Origin of the sequence: Curtobacterium sp. 9128, assembly GCF_007673775.1 — a bacterium.
Taxonomy (GTDB): domain Bacteria; phylum Actinomycetota; class Actinomycetes; order Actinomycetales; family Microbacteriaceae; genus Curtobacterium.
Window position 1 is genome coordinate 394,045 of record NZ_VEAF01000001.1, and the last position, 17,528, is coordinate 411,572.

The following is a 17,528-nucleotide window of genomic DNA, read 5'->3' on the forward strand; positions in this document are numbered from 1 at the left end:
AGGCCCGGCAGCGTCGGACGTCGTCGGTAGCGTTCCGCGCATGGTCACCTCCTGCTGCGTCCCCGGGTGCGCGGAGCCGGTCGCGTCCGGCGCATCGGTCCCGCTGTGCGAGTCGCACGTGCTGCTGGTGTCCGACTTCCGTTCCGAGCGGGTCGGTACCGAGGACGCCCTCCCGGGGCCGTGCCTGGTCTGCGGGTCGCGGCTCGGCGTCCGCTGGCCCTCCGCCGCACTGTGCGCGGTCTGCGAGTGGCCGTACGGGGACGTGCCGGACGGTGGCCTCGCTCCCCCACGGGTCGACGTCGTCTACTACCTGCGGCAGCGGGACGACCTCGGTGACCGGGTCAAGATCGGCACGACGGCGAACCCACGGCAGCGACTCGGTCGCATCAGCCACCAGGAGCTCCTGGCGTTCGAGCGCGGCGACCGCGTGCTCGAGCGGCGGCGACACGCGGCGTTCGGGGCGCTCCGGTACCCGGGGACGGAGTGGTTCCGGACGTCGCCGGAACTCCTCGCGCACGTCGCGGTCGTGGCCGCGGGGGTCGTCGACCCGTGGGCGGTCCACGCGCGGTGGACGAGTGAGGCGCTGGCGCTCCGGGGGTGAGCGGCGGCGCGCACGGTGCCCGCTGGGCGCCGGACCGGCAACGTGCGGTGGTCGCCGGATCGGCGGCGCGCACGGTGCCCGGTGGCGCGCACGGTGCCCGGTGGAGCGCACGGTGTGGCGCGCTCGGCGCCCGGCGGCGTCAGCGGGCGTAGGCGTCGACGAAGAGGGCGCCCCGGAGGTCACGGAGGGTGTCGACCAGCTGCGTGATCGTCCGACCGGAGATCCCGGAGACCTGCAGGTCGTGCGGCCCGAGCGCCGGGAGCCGTCCCGTCCGGATGCGGACGACCTCCCACCCGACGCCGCGGACCGCGCGGTCCTTCCGACGGTCCGAGTCCTCGCGGGGGCCGACGTGCTCGAGTCCGTGCCGGCCGGTGGAGTCGTACTCGATCGCGACGCGGAGCTCCGGCAGGACGATGTCCGGCCACGCCTCGACGTGGTCGTGGAAGGGCCGGTCGAGCCGGATGGCGTTGCGGTCGAAGGTGAAGTCGAACCGGTCCGACAGGGCCTGCCGGAGTTCCGCCTCGACCGCGGAGGCCGTGGCGGGCGCGCACACGCTGACGAACGCCTCGCCGGAGGGGACCCGTGGCGTCTTCGGACAGATCCGACGTTCCGGGTCCCGGCGCCCGGTCGCCCGCGCGGCGCCTCGGCCGGTCGTCCGCGCGGCGCTCCGCCCCGTCGTGCGTCCGGCGGTCGGTGCGACGCCGGTCGGCAGCGCGGACACACCGGTGGCCCGGGAGGCGCGGGCGGCGGGCAGCGTCTGCCGTCCGGTGGTGCGCACGGCGCGCTGCGGCACCGGGACGGCGCTCGGCCACTCCTCGGGCAGCGTCGGCCAGCGCTGCGGCTTCGCCAGCACCGCGCACTCCGGACACCACACGGAGCGTCGACGCTCGCGGCCGGGTCGACCGCGCTGCTCGGCGGGTGTGGCGACGAAGACGTGTCCGACGTCGCACTCCCACGTGAGCAGCACCTCGGCCGCCGGTGGGATCTGGGTCAGGACGACGCCGGCGTTCCACTCCGGGTGGTACTGCCGGATCAGGACCGGGTACGACGCCCACGCGGCCCGGAACTCGCCGACGGCGTACGGCACCGGCTCGCCGCGCGACCACTGTCGGCGACGCCACCACGCATCGACGGACTCCACCACGTCGGTCACGCTAGGTCGGACCACCGACAGCGGACGCGGCCGCGGCCGCGGATCCGGTGTCAGTCGGCTGGCGGCCGGATGATCGTGAAGCGGTCCGGCGCGGCCGTCGACCCGTCCTCGAGCACGCGGATGCCCGACTCCAGGCAGGCGGTGACGCCGTCACGGTGCACCCGTTCTGGTCGCGGGCGCCGCGGGACCCCGGCGTCACCGAACACCGCCCACGCGTTCGGGGCCGATGCACTCGTGAAGCGGGTGCTGTACCGGACGCCGGCGAGGCCGGCCGCGTCGAATGCCCTGGCCCAGGCCTGTGGGACGCGGTAGTCCCCCATCGTCTGCAGCTCGGCGCCGACCCCGGCCCGCACCGCGTCGGGATCGGTGACGTCCGCGAAGCGTCGCCCCCGCGAGGCACGTGCTGCGACGACGACCATCTCGCGGGCACGACCGACGAAGACGGTGTTCGTCCGGAGCGTGTGGTGCGCCAGCCGTTCGCGGACCGCCACCTCGACCGAGTCAGCCCAGTAGCAGGTGCCGCGGGGGTCGGCGAGGTCGAACCGTCCGCCGGTCGCCCCGTCCGCGTCGGCGGGGGTGCTGGCGAACCACCAGGCGCCACGGTCGTGCCGCTTCGCCCGGTAGAAGGTGGTGCCGCGCGACGCCACGACCGGGAACCCGGACAGGTCGAGGTCGTCCGCCGGGGCACGCTGACCGACGTCGCTGCGCTGGTCGGTCACGCGTCAGCCAGCCAGGCGTCGGCAGCGCGACGCGCGGCGCGGAGCACCTGCTCGTGCCGTCCGTCGCGGAGGGCGTCGGCCGCCGTCGTGCCGCCGAACTCGTCCGCGACGGTGTTCAGCCACAGGGCGCTCCCCCAGGGGTCGATGCGCTCCGGGTCGAGGAGCGCGAGCACCTCGCGCAGCCGGGGCAGCGGGGCACCGGAGGCTCCGAACTGGAACGACGGGAAGATCCGGCTGCCGTCGCCGATCTTCAGCCCGAGCAGGTCGCCCTTCGTGCTCGCCTTGCTGATCGCCTGCCGGGTGACACCGCGCCACGCGGCGAGCGACGACGCGTCGTAGAACGGGCCGATGAGCGCGTCGGCCTCGTGCTTGACGCTCGGGAGCGCCGCGACCATGCGGTCGGCCAGGGCGCCGACGTCGGTGGCACCCGTGAGCGTGTCGTCGTAGCCGCCCGCGTGGAGTCGGTCGCGGATCGCGTCGAGCAGCGCGGCGGCCGCCGGCTCGGTCGCGCGCTGGGCCGATGCTCGTTGTGCCGCTGCCATCGGTGCCACCCTCCTCGTTGCACGGGGCCGGGAAGGTTCCCTCCGGCTGCAACCGTGTCAACCGATCGTACGGCCGACCTGTCAACCGCGTCAACCACTCGCAGCGAGTGGCATACCCTGGCGGGGTACCACTCGACAGGAGGCGTCATGACCGACCACCACCACGGGTACATCTCGTCGAAGGACGACTACCTCAAGCGCTTGCGACGCATCGAGGGTCAGGCACGCGGGCTGCAGCGCATGGTTGAGGACGAGCAGTACTGCATCGACATCCTCACCCAGGTCTCCGCGATGACGAAGGCCCTCCAGTCGGTCGCGTTGGGACTCGTCGAGGACCACCTCAGCCACTGTGTCGCGGACGCGATGGCCGACGGCGGCGACCCCGACGCGAAGATCAAGGAGGCCTCCGAGGCGATCGCCCGGCTCGTCCGGTCCTGACCGCACCCCTGGCGCGCGGGGACGTGGTCGTGCCAGGGTCGTCGTCGTGTACACGGACATCACGGGGCCGGAGCTCCTCGCACACCGCGGCAGCGTCATCGAGCCCGACGACTTCGACCGGTTCTGGTCGACGACCCTCGACCAGGCCCGACAGCACCCGATCGACGTCGAGGTCGACCGGGCCGACACTGGTCTCAGCACCGTCGACACCTACGACGTGACCTTCGCGGGGTGGGCCGGACAGCGGATCCGGGCGTGGCTGACCGTCCCGGCCGGGTCCACGGCGGACGCACCGCTCCCCGCGGTCGTCGAGTACCTCGGGTACGGCGGCGGGCGCGGCCTGGCCACCGAGCACCTGCTCTGGGCCTCAGCCGGGTACGCCCACCTGCTCATGGACACACGTGGGCAGGGCTCCGGGTGGTCCGTCGGCGACACCCCGGACCCGGACGGCTCGGGACCCTCGACGGGTGGGTTCATGACTCGCGGCGTCGAGTCGCCCGAGACCTACTACTACCGGCGGTTGACGACCGACGCCGTCCGCGCGGTGGACGCCGCCCGCGCCGTCGACCTCATCGACCCAGCACGGATCGCCGTGCTCGGCACCAGCCAGGGCGGCGGCCTCGCGATCGCGGTGTCCGGCCTGGTCGACGGACTCGCCGGGGTCTTCCCCCGCGTGCCGTTCCTCTGCGACTTCCCCCGCGCGACCGTGATCACGGACGCGTTCCCCTACCGCGAGATCGCGCAGTACCTCACGGTGCACCGGACCGACCGCGACCGGGTGTTCGGCACGCTGGCGTACTTCGACGGTGTCCTGCACGCGGCACGAGCGACCGCGCCCTCCTGGTGGTCGACGGCGCTGATGGACCCGACGTGCCCGCCGTCCACCGTGTACGCCGCGTACAACGCCTACGGCGGACCGAAGGAGATGACGGTCTGGGAGTTCAACGGCCACGAGGGCGGCGGCCCCCACGAGGACGTCGCGACGCTCCCCCGGCTGCGGTCCGTGCTCGGCTGACGGAGGCGCTTCCTCCCGTCCACGCTCCGACGCGGGGCGACGCTGTCGATGTCGCACGACGACGACAGCGTCGTTCCGAGTCGACCTCTTCGCCCACGGCCGAGCCGTTCTGCCACGATGACCGGATGGTCTCCTGCTTCCTGACCCACGCCGAGGTGGTGATCGACCCGGCCGTGCCCATCGAGACGTGGCACCTCTCGCCGGGCGGACGGCTCCGCGCGGCTGCGGCACACCGGGTCGCGTGGCACGCCGGCGTCGCGCGGATCGTGTCGAGCGACGAGCGCAAGGCCGTCGAGTCCGCCGAGCTCCTGGCCGGGGCCGTCGGACGGACCGCCTCGACCGACGCCGCACTCGGTGAGATCGACCGGAGCGCGACCGGGTACCTGCCCCCACCCGAGTTCGAGCCGGTCGTCGACGCGTTCTTCGCCCGACCGACCGAGTCGGTCCGCGGATGGGAGCGTGCCGTCGACGCGCAGGCCCGCATCGTCGACGCGGTCCGTCGCTGCACCGCGGACGGCTCCGACGTGACGATCGTCTCGCACGGTGCGGTGGGAGCACTCCTCCTGGCGCACCTCACCGGGGCACCGATCTCCCGGAAGCTCGACCAACCGGGCATGGGCAGCGTCTTCACCTTCGACCCGCGCGCGTGGCGCGCGGCCTCCGGGTGGACGCGCGTGACGCCCTGAGCCGTCGTTCCACCGGACGGGAGGCTCGGTGCCGGGCCGCCACGCGCCTCCAGTCCGTCGTTCCGCCGGACGGGAGGCTCGGTGCCGGGCCGCCCCGCGCCTCCGGTCCGGGTCAGCCCGCGGAGGTGACCGGGGTCGCCCAGGCGCTGACCGTCACCGTCGCGTCGGCTGCGAGGTCGGTGTCCGCCGCGAGCGGCGTCCGTGACGCACCGGCGTACGGGGCGATCCAGAACGTGGCGACGGCCTCGCCGGTGCCGCCGGCACCCCACGCGAGGGCTGCGACGGCACTGCCACCCGGGGCGACGGTGACGGCCGACGGGGTGGCTGCTCCGCCGAGGTAGGACGCACCGTGGTCCAGCGGGACGGGGACCGCTGCGCCGTCCTCGGCCGCGAACGCGACGTCGGGGAAGCCGTCGACGACGCACGCCGACGTCGAGCGGTTGAGGAGCACGACGGACATCGCGCGGTGGCCGAGTGCACCGTCGACCGCCGAGAGCGAGAGCTGCACGTCGTCGGTCGCGCACCAGTCGGCGCCGGGTGCCTCGGCGTCGGTCGCGACGGGCGCGGGCGGGGCCGGTCGCGGGGTCGTCGTCGGCGTGGCGGTGGGTTCGCCGTCGGGTGTGCCGCCGGCGGCGACGCGGGCGTCGCGGTCGATCGTCGGCTGCACCGCGACGAGGACGACCGCGAGCACGAGCGCCACGGCACCGGCGACGATCCCGGGCGTGCGGCTCGTCGTGACCGGTGCGGTGTCGGTGCTCGTGCCGGTGTCGTCACGGAGTGCCCACAGCGCGGGCAGCCAGCCCCAGACGACGCCGAACCAGCCCGTCGCGAGCATGGCGGGGACGGCGTCCCGCAGCGCCCAGACGTACCCGTTCGGACCGGGCACGGCCACTGCGGTGCCCACGGTCCACAGCGCTGCCGTCACGTCGGCGGCGACGACCACGACGAGCCAGACGGCGCAGAACCGCGGTGCGCGTGCGGACGTCGACCACGAGGAGCGTCGCGCGAGGACCGCCATGCCGGTCGCGACGAGGGCAGCGACCATGGCGACCACGAGCGCCGGTTGGACGAGGTCCCACGGGGCGGGTTGGGCCAGGGTGCTCGACGGGAGGGTGGGTGGCAGGACCGCGTCGATGACCACTCCGTACCGGGAGGTCGATGCCGACCACGTCAGTGCTCCGCCGGCGAGGCCGACCAGCAGCCACAGCGCGGCACTCGAGGCAGCCGCCAGCAGGACCACCGGTCGGACCCCGGCCGGACGGTCGTCACGGTCGGTCGTCGGTTCCCCAGTGTCCACGGAACGAACGTAGGGGTGCGGGGTCGCGGCGGCAGAGCCGGACGCGGGCGATGTGTCCTGCGGCCCATCGGTGCGCGGCGCTGCGGGGGTCTGCGGGTGCTGCGCAAGTGGGCGGGCGCTGCGCGGGTGGCCGGGCGCTGCCGACTCGGAACGACAGGGTCGCTGTCGTACGACGTCGACCTTGTCGTGCCGGCGCGGGTGCAACATCGGGCGACTGCAACGGGCGACAGTGTCGCTGTCGTGCGACATCGACGGTGTCGTTGTGGGTCGACGTCGCAGAGACGAGCAGGACTCGGCAGGATGGGGGCATGGTCAGCGCAGTGCAGCTCATCCGTTCCGGCTCGTTGAGCTCCGTCGCGGAGTACGCCTACGCCGCGACCGCTCCGGCCGAGGCGCGACTGGTCTTCCTGGCCGGGTCGTGCCCGCTCGACGCCGAAGGGCGCACGGTCGCGGTGGGCGACCACGCCGGACAGGCTGCGGCGTGCGTGGCGAACCTCCGGCAGGCGTTGGCCGATGCCGGCGCGACGCTCACCGATGTGGTGTCGACCCGGGTGCTCGTGGCTTCATCGGACCAGGCGGACCTGATCGCCGCGTGGGAGGTCGTCCGCGATGCCTTCGGCAGCCACGACGTCCCGAGCACGCTGCTCGGCGTCACGGTGCTCGGTTACGACGACCAGCTGGTCGAGATCGAGGCCGTCGCCGCCGTCGTGGACTGATCGCAGCGTCGCAGCGTCGGCCTACCGGCGCTCGTTGCGTCGACGCCGAACGACACGGTCGACGTCGTACGACGACGACGCTGTCGCTCCCCGGCGCACGCAACATCTGGCGCCGACAAGGAACGACAACGCCGCTGTCGTACGACAGCGACCTCGTCGTTCCGAGTCGGGCGGGTGCGGCGCGGGCGGGTGCCCGGCCGAGGCGAGCGGCGGCCCGCTCAGCGCCGACGGCCGACGACCACCGCGGTGACGGCGGCAGCGGCACCGACCCAGAGCAGGGGACGCGTGACCCGTCGCCGCTTCGCGACCCAACCGCCGTCCGTCGCGTTGCCGGCGTCGGCGGGCTGCCACAGGTTGCCGTCCGTCGGCGCGCCCTTCCCGCGGAGTGCGAACGTCTCCACCATCGGCTTCGTGATCGCGTGGAAGAGCCCGGGGAACACGTACTGCAGCGGCACGAGGGACGCCTGGATGCGCCCGACGAAGCGGTAGCGCTTCGGGTGCAGCGCGGCGTGGACGACCGCCTTGCCCGCGCGCTCTACGGAGACCGTCGGCGGCAACGGGTGCGAGTTCTTCCCGGTGTAGTTGGCGCCGTTCTGGTAGATCGGGGTGTCGATCGTCGACGGCATGAGCGTGGTGAAGCGGATCCCGGTGTGCGCGAACTCGTCGCCGAGCACGTCGATCAGCCCGAGGGCGGCGTGCTTGCTCGTCACGTACGCCGACTGGTACGGGGCGGACAGCAGGGACTGGACGCTCCCCACGAGGACGTAGGTGCCGCGCCCGCGCTGCTTCCAGTGCGGCAGCAGGTGCGTGACCGCGTTGAGGTGCCCGTAGAGGTTCGTGTCGACCACGCGCTTGAACGACTCCGTCGGCGTCTGCTCGAAGAGTCCGTAGATGAACAGCGCCGCGTTGCCGACGAAGACGTCGATGCGCCCGAACCGGCTCGTGACCGTGCCGATGAGGTCCGCGACCTGCCGTTCGTCGGCCACGTCCGTCGGGATCGCGACGGCCTCGGCGCCGAGCCGACGACACTCCGCGGCGGCGGCCTCGAGGCTGTCGTGACTGCGCGCGGCGAGGACGACCGTCGCGCCCTGTCGGGCGAACTCGTGGGCTGCCGCTCGACCGATGCCGCTCGAGGCTCCGGTGACGACGACGACCTGACCGCGGAATCGATGTGCCATGCTCCCGTTCCTACGCGCGGCTGCTGGTCGCCGGCCGTGCGAGCGGTTCCGCGACGTGGGACGATGACCTCATGACCGGTCCGGGGAGCACCAGCGACGGCCTGTCGCTGGACGAAGCGGCGGCGATCGCGGAGCACGCGCGCGAGGGCCACCTCGACATGGACGACCCGCAGATCCGGCAGCTCGTCGGCGAGGCGAACCGCATCATGGTCCGCACGCAGATGTGGGGCGGGGAGCCGGAGACGCCGCAGCGGCGGTGGAAGCGCCGGGGCCTCGCGATCGGCGCCGCCGCGATCGTCGCGATCTGGGTGATCGGCCTGCTCGGACCGCTGCTGCTGCGCCTCGGCGACTAGCACCCGCCGACGGCAGCACGCGTCGACGGCCGCGACGACGGGGCCGGGAGCCGCCACGGTCCCGCGGCGACCGTCTACCAGGGGTGGGCGATGTCGCGGGGGCGAGCACGGCCTCCCGTCCGGATCTGCCGCACCACCCCGCCGCCCGCCGACGGGACCGTGGTGAGCAGCACCGAACACGCCGCGCCACGCGCGACGACGTCCTCGCCGAGCGCCGTGACGACCACGGAGGGCACCGGACCGTGGACGAGTCGGTCGCGCAGCCGCGTCCGGAGTGCGTCGAGGAACGGCTCACCGCCGGCGAGCGCGGTGCTGCCCCCGACCACCACACGACGGACGTCGAGCAGCTCCACGACGTGCACCAGGGCGGAACCGAGCGCTCCGCCGGCCTCGACGAGCAGGGGCCGCGCGGCTTCACCCGCACAGAGCCGTTCGAAGGCCGCGCGGACGGACGCCGGGTCCTCGCTCGGGTCGGCGAGCAGTCCGGCGGCGACGCCGCGGCGGACCTGCTGGAGTGGCTGACACGCCTCCCAGAGCTCGGTCCAGCCGCCGTGCGCGTGCACGGGCATCGCGCCGAACTCCCCCGCGTTCCCGGTGCTGCCGCGGACGACCTCCCCGCCGACGACGATGCCGGCACCCACGCCGTGACCGAGGTAGACGGACACCAGGTCCTCGGTGGCCGACCCCGTCCACCACTCGGCGAGGGCGCTCGCGACGGCGTCCTTCTCGATGCGGACGGGGAGCCCGGTGCGTGCGGCGAGCTCGGCTGCGAGCGGGACGCCGGACCACGACGCCAGCTGCACCGGCGCGCCGAGTGCCGCCAGGTCGCGTTCGATCGGGCCCGGTGCCGCGATCCCGATTCCGACGACCCTGGTGCGGTCGACGCCGGTCTCGGCCAGCACGTCCTCGACCGCGGCGGCCATGGCGTCGAGGGTCGCGGCCGGTCGGTCGAGGTCGGCGGCGCCGAGGTGCCGCTGCGCGAGGAGCCCGCCGGCCAGGTCGAGCAGCACCACGGAGACCTGCGCGGGGTCGAGGTGGATCCCGACCGCGGAGCAGCCGTCCGGCGCGAGCTCGAGGCGACGACGCGCGACACCGGCGCCGGCCACGCCGCGATCGCCCCCTGCTCCGCGCTCGCGGACCAGTCCGTCGGCGAGCAACCGGGCCGCGATGTTGGACACCGTCTGCGCCGTCAGCCCGGTCCGCTGGGTCAGCGCCGACCGCGACACGGGCCCGTCGCGGCGCACGACGTCGAGCACCACGGCACGGTTGTGCGCGGCGACGTGTGCTCCGTTCTGCCCGGCGGACACCTCAGCGATCCGGTGCTTGACGAACTTCGTGCATGGTCCATAGCATCGCTCACCAAGCGAATTTGTCAATCAATTGGATTGAACCGATCTGATCCGACAGTTCGCCCAGCGGCCACACCGACGTGGCTGCGCCCGTGGACGCAGCGGTGCGCCGCGGGGACCCGAAGGGACGCCCGTGACGACGACCGCTCGCCCGGCCCGCACATCGCGACCCGCGACCTCGACCGAGCGCACCGGTCGACGAGCGGGGAAGAACCACCCCTGGACCGCAGCGGAGAAACGACGCCTCCGCATCGGCATCGCCTTCATCTCCCCGTGGATCTTCGGGGTGCTCGTGTTCATCGCCTACCCGCTGATCTACTCGTTCGTGATCAGCCTGACGCGGTACTCCGGCATGCAGGCCGCGACGTTCGTGGGCTTCGCGAACTACGTCGCCGCCTTCCTCGACCCCCTCGTGCACACCGCCGTCGGCAACACGCTGTTCTACGCCGTGATCGCGGTGCCCGTCGGCATCGTCGTGGCGATCGTCATCGCGTTGGCGATGAACCAGGACGTCAAGGAGATCAGCTGGTACCGGACGGCGCTCTACATCCCGTCGCTCATCCCGACGTTCGCACTCGCGTTCATCTTCGTGGTCCTCGTCAACCCGCAGACCGGCATCGTGAACCAGGTGATGAAGCTCGTCGGCATCCCGGCGACGAACCTGCTCGGCGACCCGACGACGGCGAAGCTCGTCATCGTCGCCCTGGCGCAGATGGGCGCCGGCAACGCGGCACTGGTGTTCCTGGCCGGCATGCGCGGCATCCCGAAGACGCTCTACGAGGCCGCCCGTGTGGACGGTGCCGGCCCGGTCCGGCAGTTCTTCGCGCTGACGCTGCCGCTGATCTCCCCCGCGATCCTGTTCAACCTCATCACCGGGATCAGCAACGGCCTGCAGGTGTTCACCGAGGCGTACGTGATCTCGTCCGGGACGGGTGGCCTCGGGTCGCCCGACAACGGGACGTTGTTCTACATGCTCTACCTCTACAAGAACGCGTTCAGCTACGCCCAGCTCGGGTTCGCGAGCGCGATGGCGGTCCTGCTGTTCCTGGCCGGGATGATCCTCTCCGGACTCGTCTACTGGCTGTCGAAGCGGTTCGTGAACTACGACGTGAGCGGGGAGTGACACCATGACGCTGCAGAAGGACCCCGTGACCACCGCGACGTCGTCCATCGAGGACGTCCGCCCGAAGGACCGCAGGAACGCCCGCGCCGACCGCTCGAGGAACGCCGACGGCTCCGTCCGCTCCCCCTGGTCGTCGATCGGCGCCCGCGTGGTGCTCATCGCGATGAGCCTGCTGTTCCTGGTGCCCATCTACTGGATGGTCATCTCCGCGCTGAAGAGCAACGGCGAACTCGGGGCGTTCCCACCGACCTGGTTCCCGCACTGGCTGGACTGGTCGAACTTCGGCGAGGCCGTCACCGCGATGCCGTTCTTCACGTTCTTCCGGAACACCCTGATCATCACGGTCCTCGTGACGCTGTTCTCGATGGTGTCGAACCTGATCATCGCGTACGGCTTCGCGTGCATCGAGTGGCGTGGACGCGACCGGATGTTCTACGTCGTCCTCGCGACGCTGTTCATCCCGTTCCCGGTGACCCTCATCCCGATGTTCGACCTGTACGCCCGTCTCGGCTGGATCAACACGTTCCTGCCGCTCGTCGTGCCGAGCCTGTTCGGATCGGCGTTCTACGTCTTCCTGCTCCGGCAGTTCCTGCTGCAGATCCCGAAGGACCTGCTCGACGCAGCCCGGATGGACGGCGCGTCCGAGTGGCGCATCCTCTGGCGGATCGTCTTCCCCCAGGCCAGGGCGGCCCTCGTCACGGTCGGCATCTTCGCCGCCGTCGGCGCCTGGAACGACTTCCTCGGCCCGCTCATCTACCTGCAGGACCAGAACGTGCAGACCCTGTCGATCGGCCTCCAGGTGTTCCGCCTGAACAACAGCGCGGACTTCCAGTTCAACCAGTTGATGGCGGCCTCGATCCTCATCATCCTGCCGCTCGTCGTCCTGTTCTTCTTCTTCCAGCGGACCTTCCTCAAGGGCATCCAGATCGGGAGCTTCAAGTGAACGCGCGCACCAGCGGTGCCTCCTTCGACCGCCGTACCTTCCTCCGCGGCGCCGCGGCCACCGGCGGCGCCGGGGCCATCGCCCTCCTCGCTGCCGCGTGCTCGACCGGCTCCGGCAGCCGGAGCAACGCGAACTCGGTCTCCCTGTGGGGTGTGACCGGCACGTTCGTGCCCTTCCAGACGAAGGTCATCAACCAGTTCAAGCAGCTCCACCCCGAGATCGACGTCCAGGTCAACCAGGTGCCGTCACAGGGCACCGGCGACGCCACGAGCGTCATCACGGCGGTCCGCGGCGGGACGGCGCCGGACCTCTGGCTGCTCGACCGGTTCAGCGCGGCGCAGTACGCCGCGATCGGGCTGATCGAACCGATCGACGAGCTCATCGCGGAGTTCGAGGACGTCCCGAAGGAGGAGTTCCTGTCGAGCTGGCTCGGCTTCACCGTCGGCGAGCTCACCTACCAGGGCAAGACCTACGGGCTCCCCCACGACACCGACGCCCGCGGCATGTTCGTGAACCGGAAGATGCTCCGCGACGCCGGTGTCGACCTCGACGAGTTCGACTGGCAGCAGAACGGACCGGTCACCTTCGACCGTGTCCGCGAGGTCAGCGACCGGATCACGAAGAAGGAGGGCGGCGACTACACGAAGATGGGTCTGCTGCCCTGGTACGGCGAGGGCTGGCCCTTCACGTGGGGGCTGGGGCTCGGCGCGTCGTACTTCGACCAGGCCGACTCGCAGATGACGATGGACTCCGCCGGGGTCGAGAAGGTCTACGACTTCTACCGGGACTGGGCGGACCACTACGGCTACCGGGCAGCGGACACGTTCATCGCCACGTACGAGCCCACCGGGCACCCGCCGGGGCAGATGGCGTTCCTGCAGAACCGGATGGCGTTCATGGTCAGCGTGCCGTCGACGATCCAGACGTTCGACAACTACGGGCCGAAGGACCTCGACTGGACCATGGCCTACCTGCCGACACAGGCAGCCGGCGACGACAAGTACACGTGGTCGGGCGGGTTCGCGCTCTGCATGCCGAAGGGCTCGAAGAAGAACCGGGCCGTCTGGGAGCTGATGAAGTACTTCACCGGCAAGCGGGGGCAGGAGACGTACATGGTCCCCGCGACGAGCGTGCCGTCGAACATCGCGGCGCTCAAGGACCCGAAGGGCTCGGCGAAGTCGATCCGCTTCTTCGTCGAGTCGATGCCGGCGTCCACGTGCCGCCCGCCGCTGCCCGTCGGCGGGGCCTGGTGGGACTCGCTCGCCGACGCCAGGTCGAGCGTCCTGCTCGGCACGGCCTCGCCGAAGGAGGCGGTGGAGCGGGCGCAGGCACGGGTCAACCCGATGATGCAGACGTACTCCCCGTTCAAGCTGCCGAAGGACTACGACGAGGTCCGGATCTGACCCGGACCTCGCCGACCAGGGCACGACCCGACCACCACCACCAGGAGATCCACCCATGCCCAGCACCACCACCCCGGTCCGCGTCGCCGTCCTCGGCTTCTGGCACGTCCACGCCGGCGACTACGCACGCCAGACCGTCGAGCACCCCGGCACGGAGCTCGTCGCCGTGTGGGACGACGACGTCCAGCGCGGACAGGAGGGCGCCGCACAGTTCGGCGTGCCCTACACCGACGACCTCGACGCCCTGCTCGCCCGTGACGACGTCGACGCCGTGACGATCACCACCTCGACCGACGTGCACCGCGACGTCATCACCCGTGCCGCCCGCGCCGGCAAGCACGTGTTCACCGAGAAGCTCCTCGCCCCGACGGTCGAGGAGTGCGACGAGGTCGTCGCGGCGTGCGACTCGGCCGGCGTCGCGCTCACGGTGTCGCTCCCCCGGCTCTACCACGGGTACACGGCGGCGATCCTCGACGAGATCCGGTCCGGCCGTCTCGGCGAGGTGAACCACGCCAGGGTGCGCCTGTCCCACGACGGCGCGGTCCGGCCGTGGCTGCCCGAGCGGTTCTTCGACCCGCAGACCGCGATCGGCGGCGCACTCACCGACCTCGGGTGTCACCCGGTCTACCTGACGCAGCTCTTCCTCGGTGCCCGACCCGACACGGTGGAGGCGGTGTACCGCTCGGTCACCGGGCGCGCGGTCGAGGACCACGCGGTCGTCACGGTCGGGTACGCCTCGCAGGCGATCGGCGTCATCGAGGCCGGCTTCGTCGCCGGGACCCCCTTCACCATCGACGTGGCCGGCACCGGTGGATGGCTCGCGTTCTCCGACCAGGAGGCCCGGCTCACCGCCGGCGGGTCCGCCTACGGCGACGACCCGGTCACCATCGAGGTCCCCGCGGACGGCCAGGACGCCTTCGGGCAGTGGGTGGACCGCGTCGTCGCCGGCACCCGCGCCGACGACAACATCGCGCGCGCCGTCGAGCTCACCCGGCTCGTCGTCGCCGCGAACGCCGCCGCCCGGACGCCCGTCACCGCCTGACGCGTCCCCGCACGACCGACACCACCAGCACGAACCAGGAGCAACCATGTCCACCGACATCATCCGCGTCGGACTCATCGGGGGCGGCGGCATCGCGACCGTCCACATCGACGGCTACGCCCAGCACCCCGACCGCATCCGCATCACCGCGGTCGCCGACGCCGTCCCCGCGACCGCCCAGGCCCGCGGGGCCGAGCTCGGCGTCCCGCACCACACCGACTACCACCAGCTGCTCGAGCGTGCGGACGTCGACGCCGTCGACATCTGCCTGCCGCACCACCTGCACCGCGACGCCATCGTCGCCGCGGCCCGGGCCGGCAAGCACGTCCTCTGCGAGAAGCCCCTCTGCCTGACCCCGGAGGAGGCACGCGACGTGCAGGCGGCCGTGTCCGAGGCCGGGATCACCCTGATGTGCGCGCACAACCAGCTGTTCCTGCCGGCCGTCGCGAAGGCGAAGGAGCTCATCGACGACGGCGTCCTCGGCACCGTGTACGAGGTCCGTACGACCGACAGCTTCCGCAACGACTTCGACCCGGAGAACATGGGCTGGCGCGCGCACGCCTCGACGAGCGGCGGCGGCGAGCTCATCGACACCGGCTACCACCCGAGCTACCTGCTCATGCACCTCGCGGGCGGCGTCCCGGTGCAGGCGACGGCGATGCTGTCGACCCACCGCCTGGGCTTCATGGAGGGCGAGGACTCCGCGCAGGCCCTCTTCCGGTTCGACAACGGCGCCGTCGGGCAGCTCGTGACGAGCTGGGCGTACGAACCCGCCGCGGGGACCGAGCGCTTCAGCGTCGTCGGGGAGCTCGGCTCCCTCACGAGCGACGGCACCACGCTCCGCTGGGACCTGCTCGACGGGACGAGCGAGACCGTCACGCACGAGGAGATCGACACGTTCGCGGCGGAGATCGGCGCGTTCGCCACGTGTCTCCAGGACGGCGTCCGACCGATCCACACCGAGCGGGAGGGCATCGCCGTCCTGGGGATGATCCTCGCGGCGTACGAGGGTGCCCGCACCGGCACGATCGCGCCCGTCCTGCAGGTCGACCCGGTGGACGCGTGATCGTCGACCCGCAGGTCTCCGCGGCGCTCCGGACCGCCGCCGACGCGGTCCGGGGCGCACTCGGGGTCGAGGTCGGCGACCGCGTGGAGGACGCCCTGCGCCGGACGCTGACCGACACCATCACGCTCGACGAGGACGGCAGCGCCTTCGTGATCACGGGCGACATCCCCGCGATGTGGCTCCGCGACTCGACGACGCAGATGCTCCCGTACCTGCGCTTCGTCCACGCCTGCCCGCCGCTCGCGGACGTCCTGGTCGGCGTCGTCCGCCGGCAGTTCCGGTCGATCGAACACGACCCGTACGCCAACGCCGTCAACCGCTCCGCCACCGGCGCACACCACGACGACCGCGACCTGTGCGACGACCCGTCGGTGTGGGAGCAGAAGTACGAGGTCGACAGTCTCGCCTACCCCGTGCAGTTCGCCCACCGGATCTGGCGGGCGACGGGCCGCACGGACCTGTTCGACGAGCGGGCCCACCGGGTGCTCCGCACGGTCGTCGACCACCTCCGCGTCGAGCAGGACCACGACCGTTCGACCTACCGGTTCGTCCGCGACGTCGGGATCTCGACGGAGACGCTCGCCCGCGAGGGCCGCGGGACCCCGGTCGCGCCCACGGGCATGACCTGGTGCGGGTTCCGGCCGTCCGACGACGCCTGCACGTACGGCTACAACGTGCCCGAGAACCTGCATGCGGCCCAGGCGTTGCTCGCCCTGGCCGACCTCGCCCGTCAGGTGCTCGGCGACGAGCGACTCGCCGACGACGCCGACACCCTCCGCGCGGAGATCATGGCAGGAGTGCGCGAGCACGGCGTCGTCGAACACGACGGCGAACGGGTCTACGCGTACGAGGTGGACGGCCTCGGCGGGGTCGTGCTCATGGACGACGCGAACACGCCGTCGCTCCTGTCGCTGCCCATCGACGCGCCCGACGTCCTCGACCCCGAGGTGACCCGTGCGACGCGGCGGATGGTGCTCGGACCGGAGAACCCCTACTGGTACAGCGGCACGGCGGCCTCGGGCATCGGCAGCCAGCACACCGAACCGAACCGGGTGTGGCCGATCGCGCTCTGCGTCGAGGGCCTCACCGGTACGGCGGAACGACGGCGGGAGTTGGTCGACGTGCTGCTCGCGACGGACGCCGGCACCGGCCGGATGCACGAGTCGTTCGACGTCGACGACCCGACCGCGTTCTCACGGGAGTGGTTCTCGTGGGCCGACGCGATGTTCTGCGAGCTGGCGCTGACCGCGACCGACGACGTCACCGCGGTCACCGTCAGTGCTGCCGCAGCGCCTCGACCAGCTCGTGCTTCCGCATCGACGAGTACCCGGTGAGCCCGAGCTCCTTCGCACGCCCCCTGAGGTCCGGCACGGTCCAGTCCTCGTAGGAACCGGACTCGCCGCCCTTCGCCGCGACGGCGTGCTTCCCGCGTGCCGCCGCGGCGTTGCTGATCCGCGCGGACTTCTCCTCCGAGTTGCCCTCGGACCGGAGTGCCTCGTACATCTCGGGGTTCTTCAGGCTCGGGTTCTGCTGCTTCGGCATGGCGAGCACGGTACCCGCGTGCGCTCAGTGCTTCTCGGGGTCGTTGCCCCAGTTCATGAGCGACCACCGCCACGGGGTGTCGTGCACGTCGCCGTGCGGTCGCTGCTTCGCATGCCGTGCGACGTACCCGACGACCTTCCGCATGTGTGCGTAGTCGGCCTCGGTGTACTCGGACTGCCGCTTCTCCAGGATGCGCACGATGTGCCGCCCGCTCTGGTGTCCCGTCGACTCGGTGCTCCCACCCGACTTCTGTCCGACCTCCTTGGACTCGTCGGTGTCGAGCCACTTCCGGAGCTCCGACGCGGTCATGTTCACCGCGTCGGCGAAGTCGTCCCTGGTCTGTCGTTCGTCGTCACTCATGG

The 17,528-nt window shown here is 72.0% G+C and carries 20 protein-coding genes; 12 read left to right on the forward strand and 8 right to left on the reverse strand.

The annotated features are described in order from the left end of the window. The first annotated feature begins 40 nt into the window (after nt 1–40). Nucleotides 41–601: a GIY-YIG nuclease family protein gene (locus FS641_RS01835; protein WP_144759034.1), complete on the forward strand. Its 561-nt coding sequence runs from the start codon at nt 41–43 to the stop codon at nt 599–601. Between the two features lie 139 nt (nt 602–740). On the opposite strand, the gene FS641_RS01840 is transcribed toward FS641_RS01835, so the two are convergent. Genes FS641_RS01840 through FS641_RS01850 form a run of 3 tightly spaced genes read right to left on the reverse strand, consistent with a single transcriptional unit; the run spans nt 741 to nt 3,015 of the window. Next, nucleotides 741–1,745 carry a hypothetical protein gene (locus tag FS641_RS01840; RefSeq protein WP_144759037.1) on the reverse strand — a complete coding sequence of 335 codons (1,005 nt, stop codon included), beginning with the start codon at nt 1,743–1,745 and terminating at the stop codon, nt 741–743. 59 nt (nt 1,746–1,804) lie between these two features. Beyond that, a complete protein-coding gene (locus tag FS641_RS01845; protein ID WP_144759041.1) occupies nt 1,805–2,473 on the reverse strand; it encodes an RES family NAD+ phosphorylase in 669 nt (222 codons plus the stop codon). Next, nucleotides 2,470–3,015: a hypothetical protein gene (locus tag FS641_RS01850; protein WP_144759044.1), complete on the reverse strand. Its 546-nt coding sequence runs from the start codon at nt 3,013–3,015 to the stop codon at nt 2,470–2,472. The genes FS641_RS01845 and FS641_RS01850 overlap by 4 nt, the downstream gene beginning before the upstream one ends. A 147-nt stretch (nt 3,016–3,162) precedes the next feature. On the opposite strand from FS641_RS01850, the gene FS641_RS01855 reads away from it, so the two are divergent. The 3 genes from FS641_RS01855 (at nt 3,163) to FS641_RS01865 (ending at nt 5,154) form a co-directional block, all read left to right on the forward strand. After that, complete coding sequence (locus FS641_RS01855) at nt 3,163–3,453, forward strand: metal-sensitive transcriptional regulator (RefSeq protein ID WP_144759047.1); 291 nt, start codon at nt 3,163–3,165, stop codon at nt 3,451–3,453. 46 nt (nt 3,454–3,499) lie between these two features. After that, nucleotides 3,500–4,468 carry an acetylxylan esterase gene (locus FS641_RS01860; RefSeq protein WP_144759050.1) on the forward strand — a complete coding sequence of 323 codons (969 nt, stop codon included), beginning with the start codon at nt 3,500–3,502 and terminating at the stop codon, nt 4,466–4,468. 125 nt (nt 4,469–4,593) lie between these two features. Then, nucleotides 4,594–5,154 (forward strand): histidine phosphatase family protein, encoded by a 561-nt coding sequence (locus FS641_RS01865; RefSeq protein ID WP_144759053.1) that lies wholly within the window; start codon nt 4,594–4,596, stop codon nt 5,152–5,154. A 112-nt stretch (nt 5,155–5,266) separates the two neighbouring features. Here the strand turns inward: FS641_RS01865 and FS641_RS01870 are convergent, their stop codons facing one another. Further along, nucleotides 5,267–6,451: a DUF4232 domain-containing protein gene (locus FS641_RS01870; RefSeq protein WP_144759056.1), complete on the reverse strand. Its 1,185-nt coding sequence runs from the start codon at nt 6,449–6,451 to the stop codon at nt 5,267–5,269. A gap of 308 nt (nt 6,452–6,759) precedes the next feature. Between FS641_RS01870 and FS641_RS01875 the strand changes: the two genes are divergently transcribed. After that, a complete protein-coding gene (locus tag FS641_RS01875; RefSeq protein ID WP_144759059.1) occupies nt 6,760–7,167 on the forward strand; it encodes a RidA family protein in 408 nt (135 codons plus the stop codon). Nucleotides 7,168–7,385: 218 nt separating this feature from the next. Here FS641_RS01875 and FS641_RS01880 read toward each other — a convergent pair whose 3' ends face one another. After that, on the reverse strand, nt 7,386–8,345 hold the full coding sequence (locus FS641_RS01880; RefSeq protein WP_144759062.1) for an SDR family oxidoreductase: 960 nt from the start codon (nt 8,343–8,345) through the stop codon (nt 7,386–7,388). A gap of 71 nt (nt 8,346–8,416) precedes the next feature. Here FS641_RS01880 and FS641_RS01885 point away from each other — a divergent pair, with 71 nt between their 5' ends. Further along, nucleotides 8,417–8,698, forward strand: a complete 282-nt coding sequence (locus FS641_RS01885; RefSeq protein WP_144759065.1) for a hypothetical protein — start codon at nt 8,417–8,419, stop codon at nt 8,696–8,698. A 74-nt stretch (nt 8,699–8,772) separates the two neighbouring features. Here the strand turns inward: FS641_RS01885 and FS641_RS01890 are convergent, their stop codons facing one another. Continuing rightward, entirely contained in the window at nt 8,773–10,005 is a 1,233-nt protein-coding gene (locus FS641_RS01890; protein ID WP_186317527.1) for an ROK family transcriptional regulator, read from the reverse strand. Nucleotides 10,006–10,180: 175 nt separating this feature from the next. On the opposite strand from FS641_RS01890, the gene FS641_RS01895 reads away from it, so the two are divergent. The 6 genes from FS641_RS01895 to FS641_RS01920 are packed head-to-tail and all read left to right on the forward strand — an operon-like array spanning nt 10,181 to nt 16,958. Then, complete coding sequence (locus FS641_RS01895) at nt 10,181–11,170, forward strand: carbohydrate ABC transporter permease (protein WP_144759071.1); 990 nt, start codon at nt 10,181–10,183, stop codon at nt 11,168–11,170. 4 nt (nt 11,171–11,174) lie between these two features. Continuing rightward, entirely contained in the window at nt 11,175–12,113 is a 939-nt protein-coding gene (locus FS641_RS01900; protein ID WP_144759074.1) for a carbohydrate ABC transporter permease, read from the forward strand. Further along, entirely contained in the window at nt 12,110–13,516 is a 1,407-nt protein-coding gene (locus tag FS641_RS01905; protein ID WP_144759077.1) for an extracellular solute-binding protein, read from the forward strand. Before FS641_RS01900 ends, FS641_RS01905 begins: the two co-directional genes overlap by 4 nt. A 55-nt stretch (nt 13,517–13,571) precedes the next feature. Continuing rightward, complete coding sequence (locus tag FS641_RS01910; RefSeq protein WP_144759082.1) at nt 13,572–14,558, forward strand: Gfo/Idh/MocA family protein; 987 nt, start codon at nt 13,572–13,574, stop codon at nt 14,556–14,558. 46 nt (nt 14,559–14,604) lie between these two features. Continuing rightward, a complete protein-coding gene (locus tag FS641_RS01915) occupies nt 14,605–15,624 on the forward strand; it encodes a Gfo/Idh/MocA family protein (protein WP_144759085.1) in 1,020 nt (339 codons plus the stop codon). After that, on the forward strand, nt 15,621–16,958 hold the full coding sequence (locus FS641_RS01920) for a glycoside hydrolase family 125 protein (protein ID WP_144759088.1): 1,338 nt from the start codon (nt 15,621–15,623) through the stop codon (nt 16,956–16,958). Before FS641_RS01915 ends, FS641_RS01920 begins: the two co-directional genes overlap by 4 nt. Here the strand turns inward: FS641_RS01920 and FS641_RS01925 are convergent. After that, nucleotides 16,900–17,166 carry a Rho termination factor N-terminal domain-containing protein gene (locus tag FS641_RS01925; protein WP_144759091.1) on the reverse strand — a complete coding sequence of 89 codons (267 nt, stop codon included), beginning with the start codon at nt 17,164–17,166 and terminating at the stop codon, nt 16,900–16,902. The genes FS641_RS01920 and FS641_RS01925 overlap by 59 nt on opposite strands. Before the next feature lie 24 nt (nt 17,167–17,190). Further along, a complete protein-coding gene (locus FS641_RS01930; protein WP_144759094.1) occupies nt 17,191–17,526 on the reverse strand; it encodes a DUF3140 domain-containing protein in 336 nt (111 codons plus the stop codon). Between the last annotated feature and the right edge of the window lie 2 nt (nt 17,527–17,528).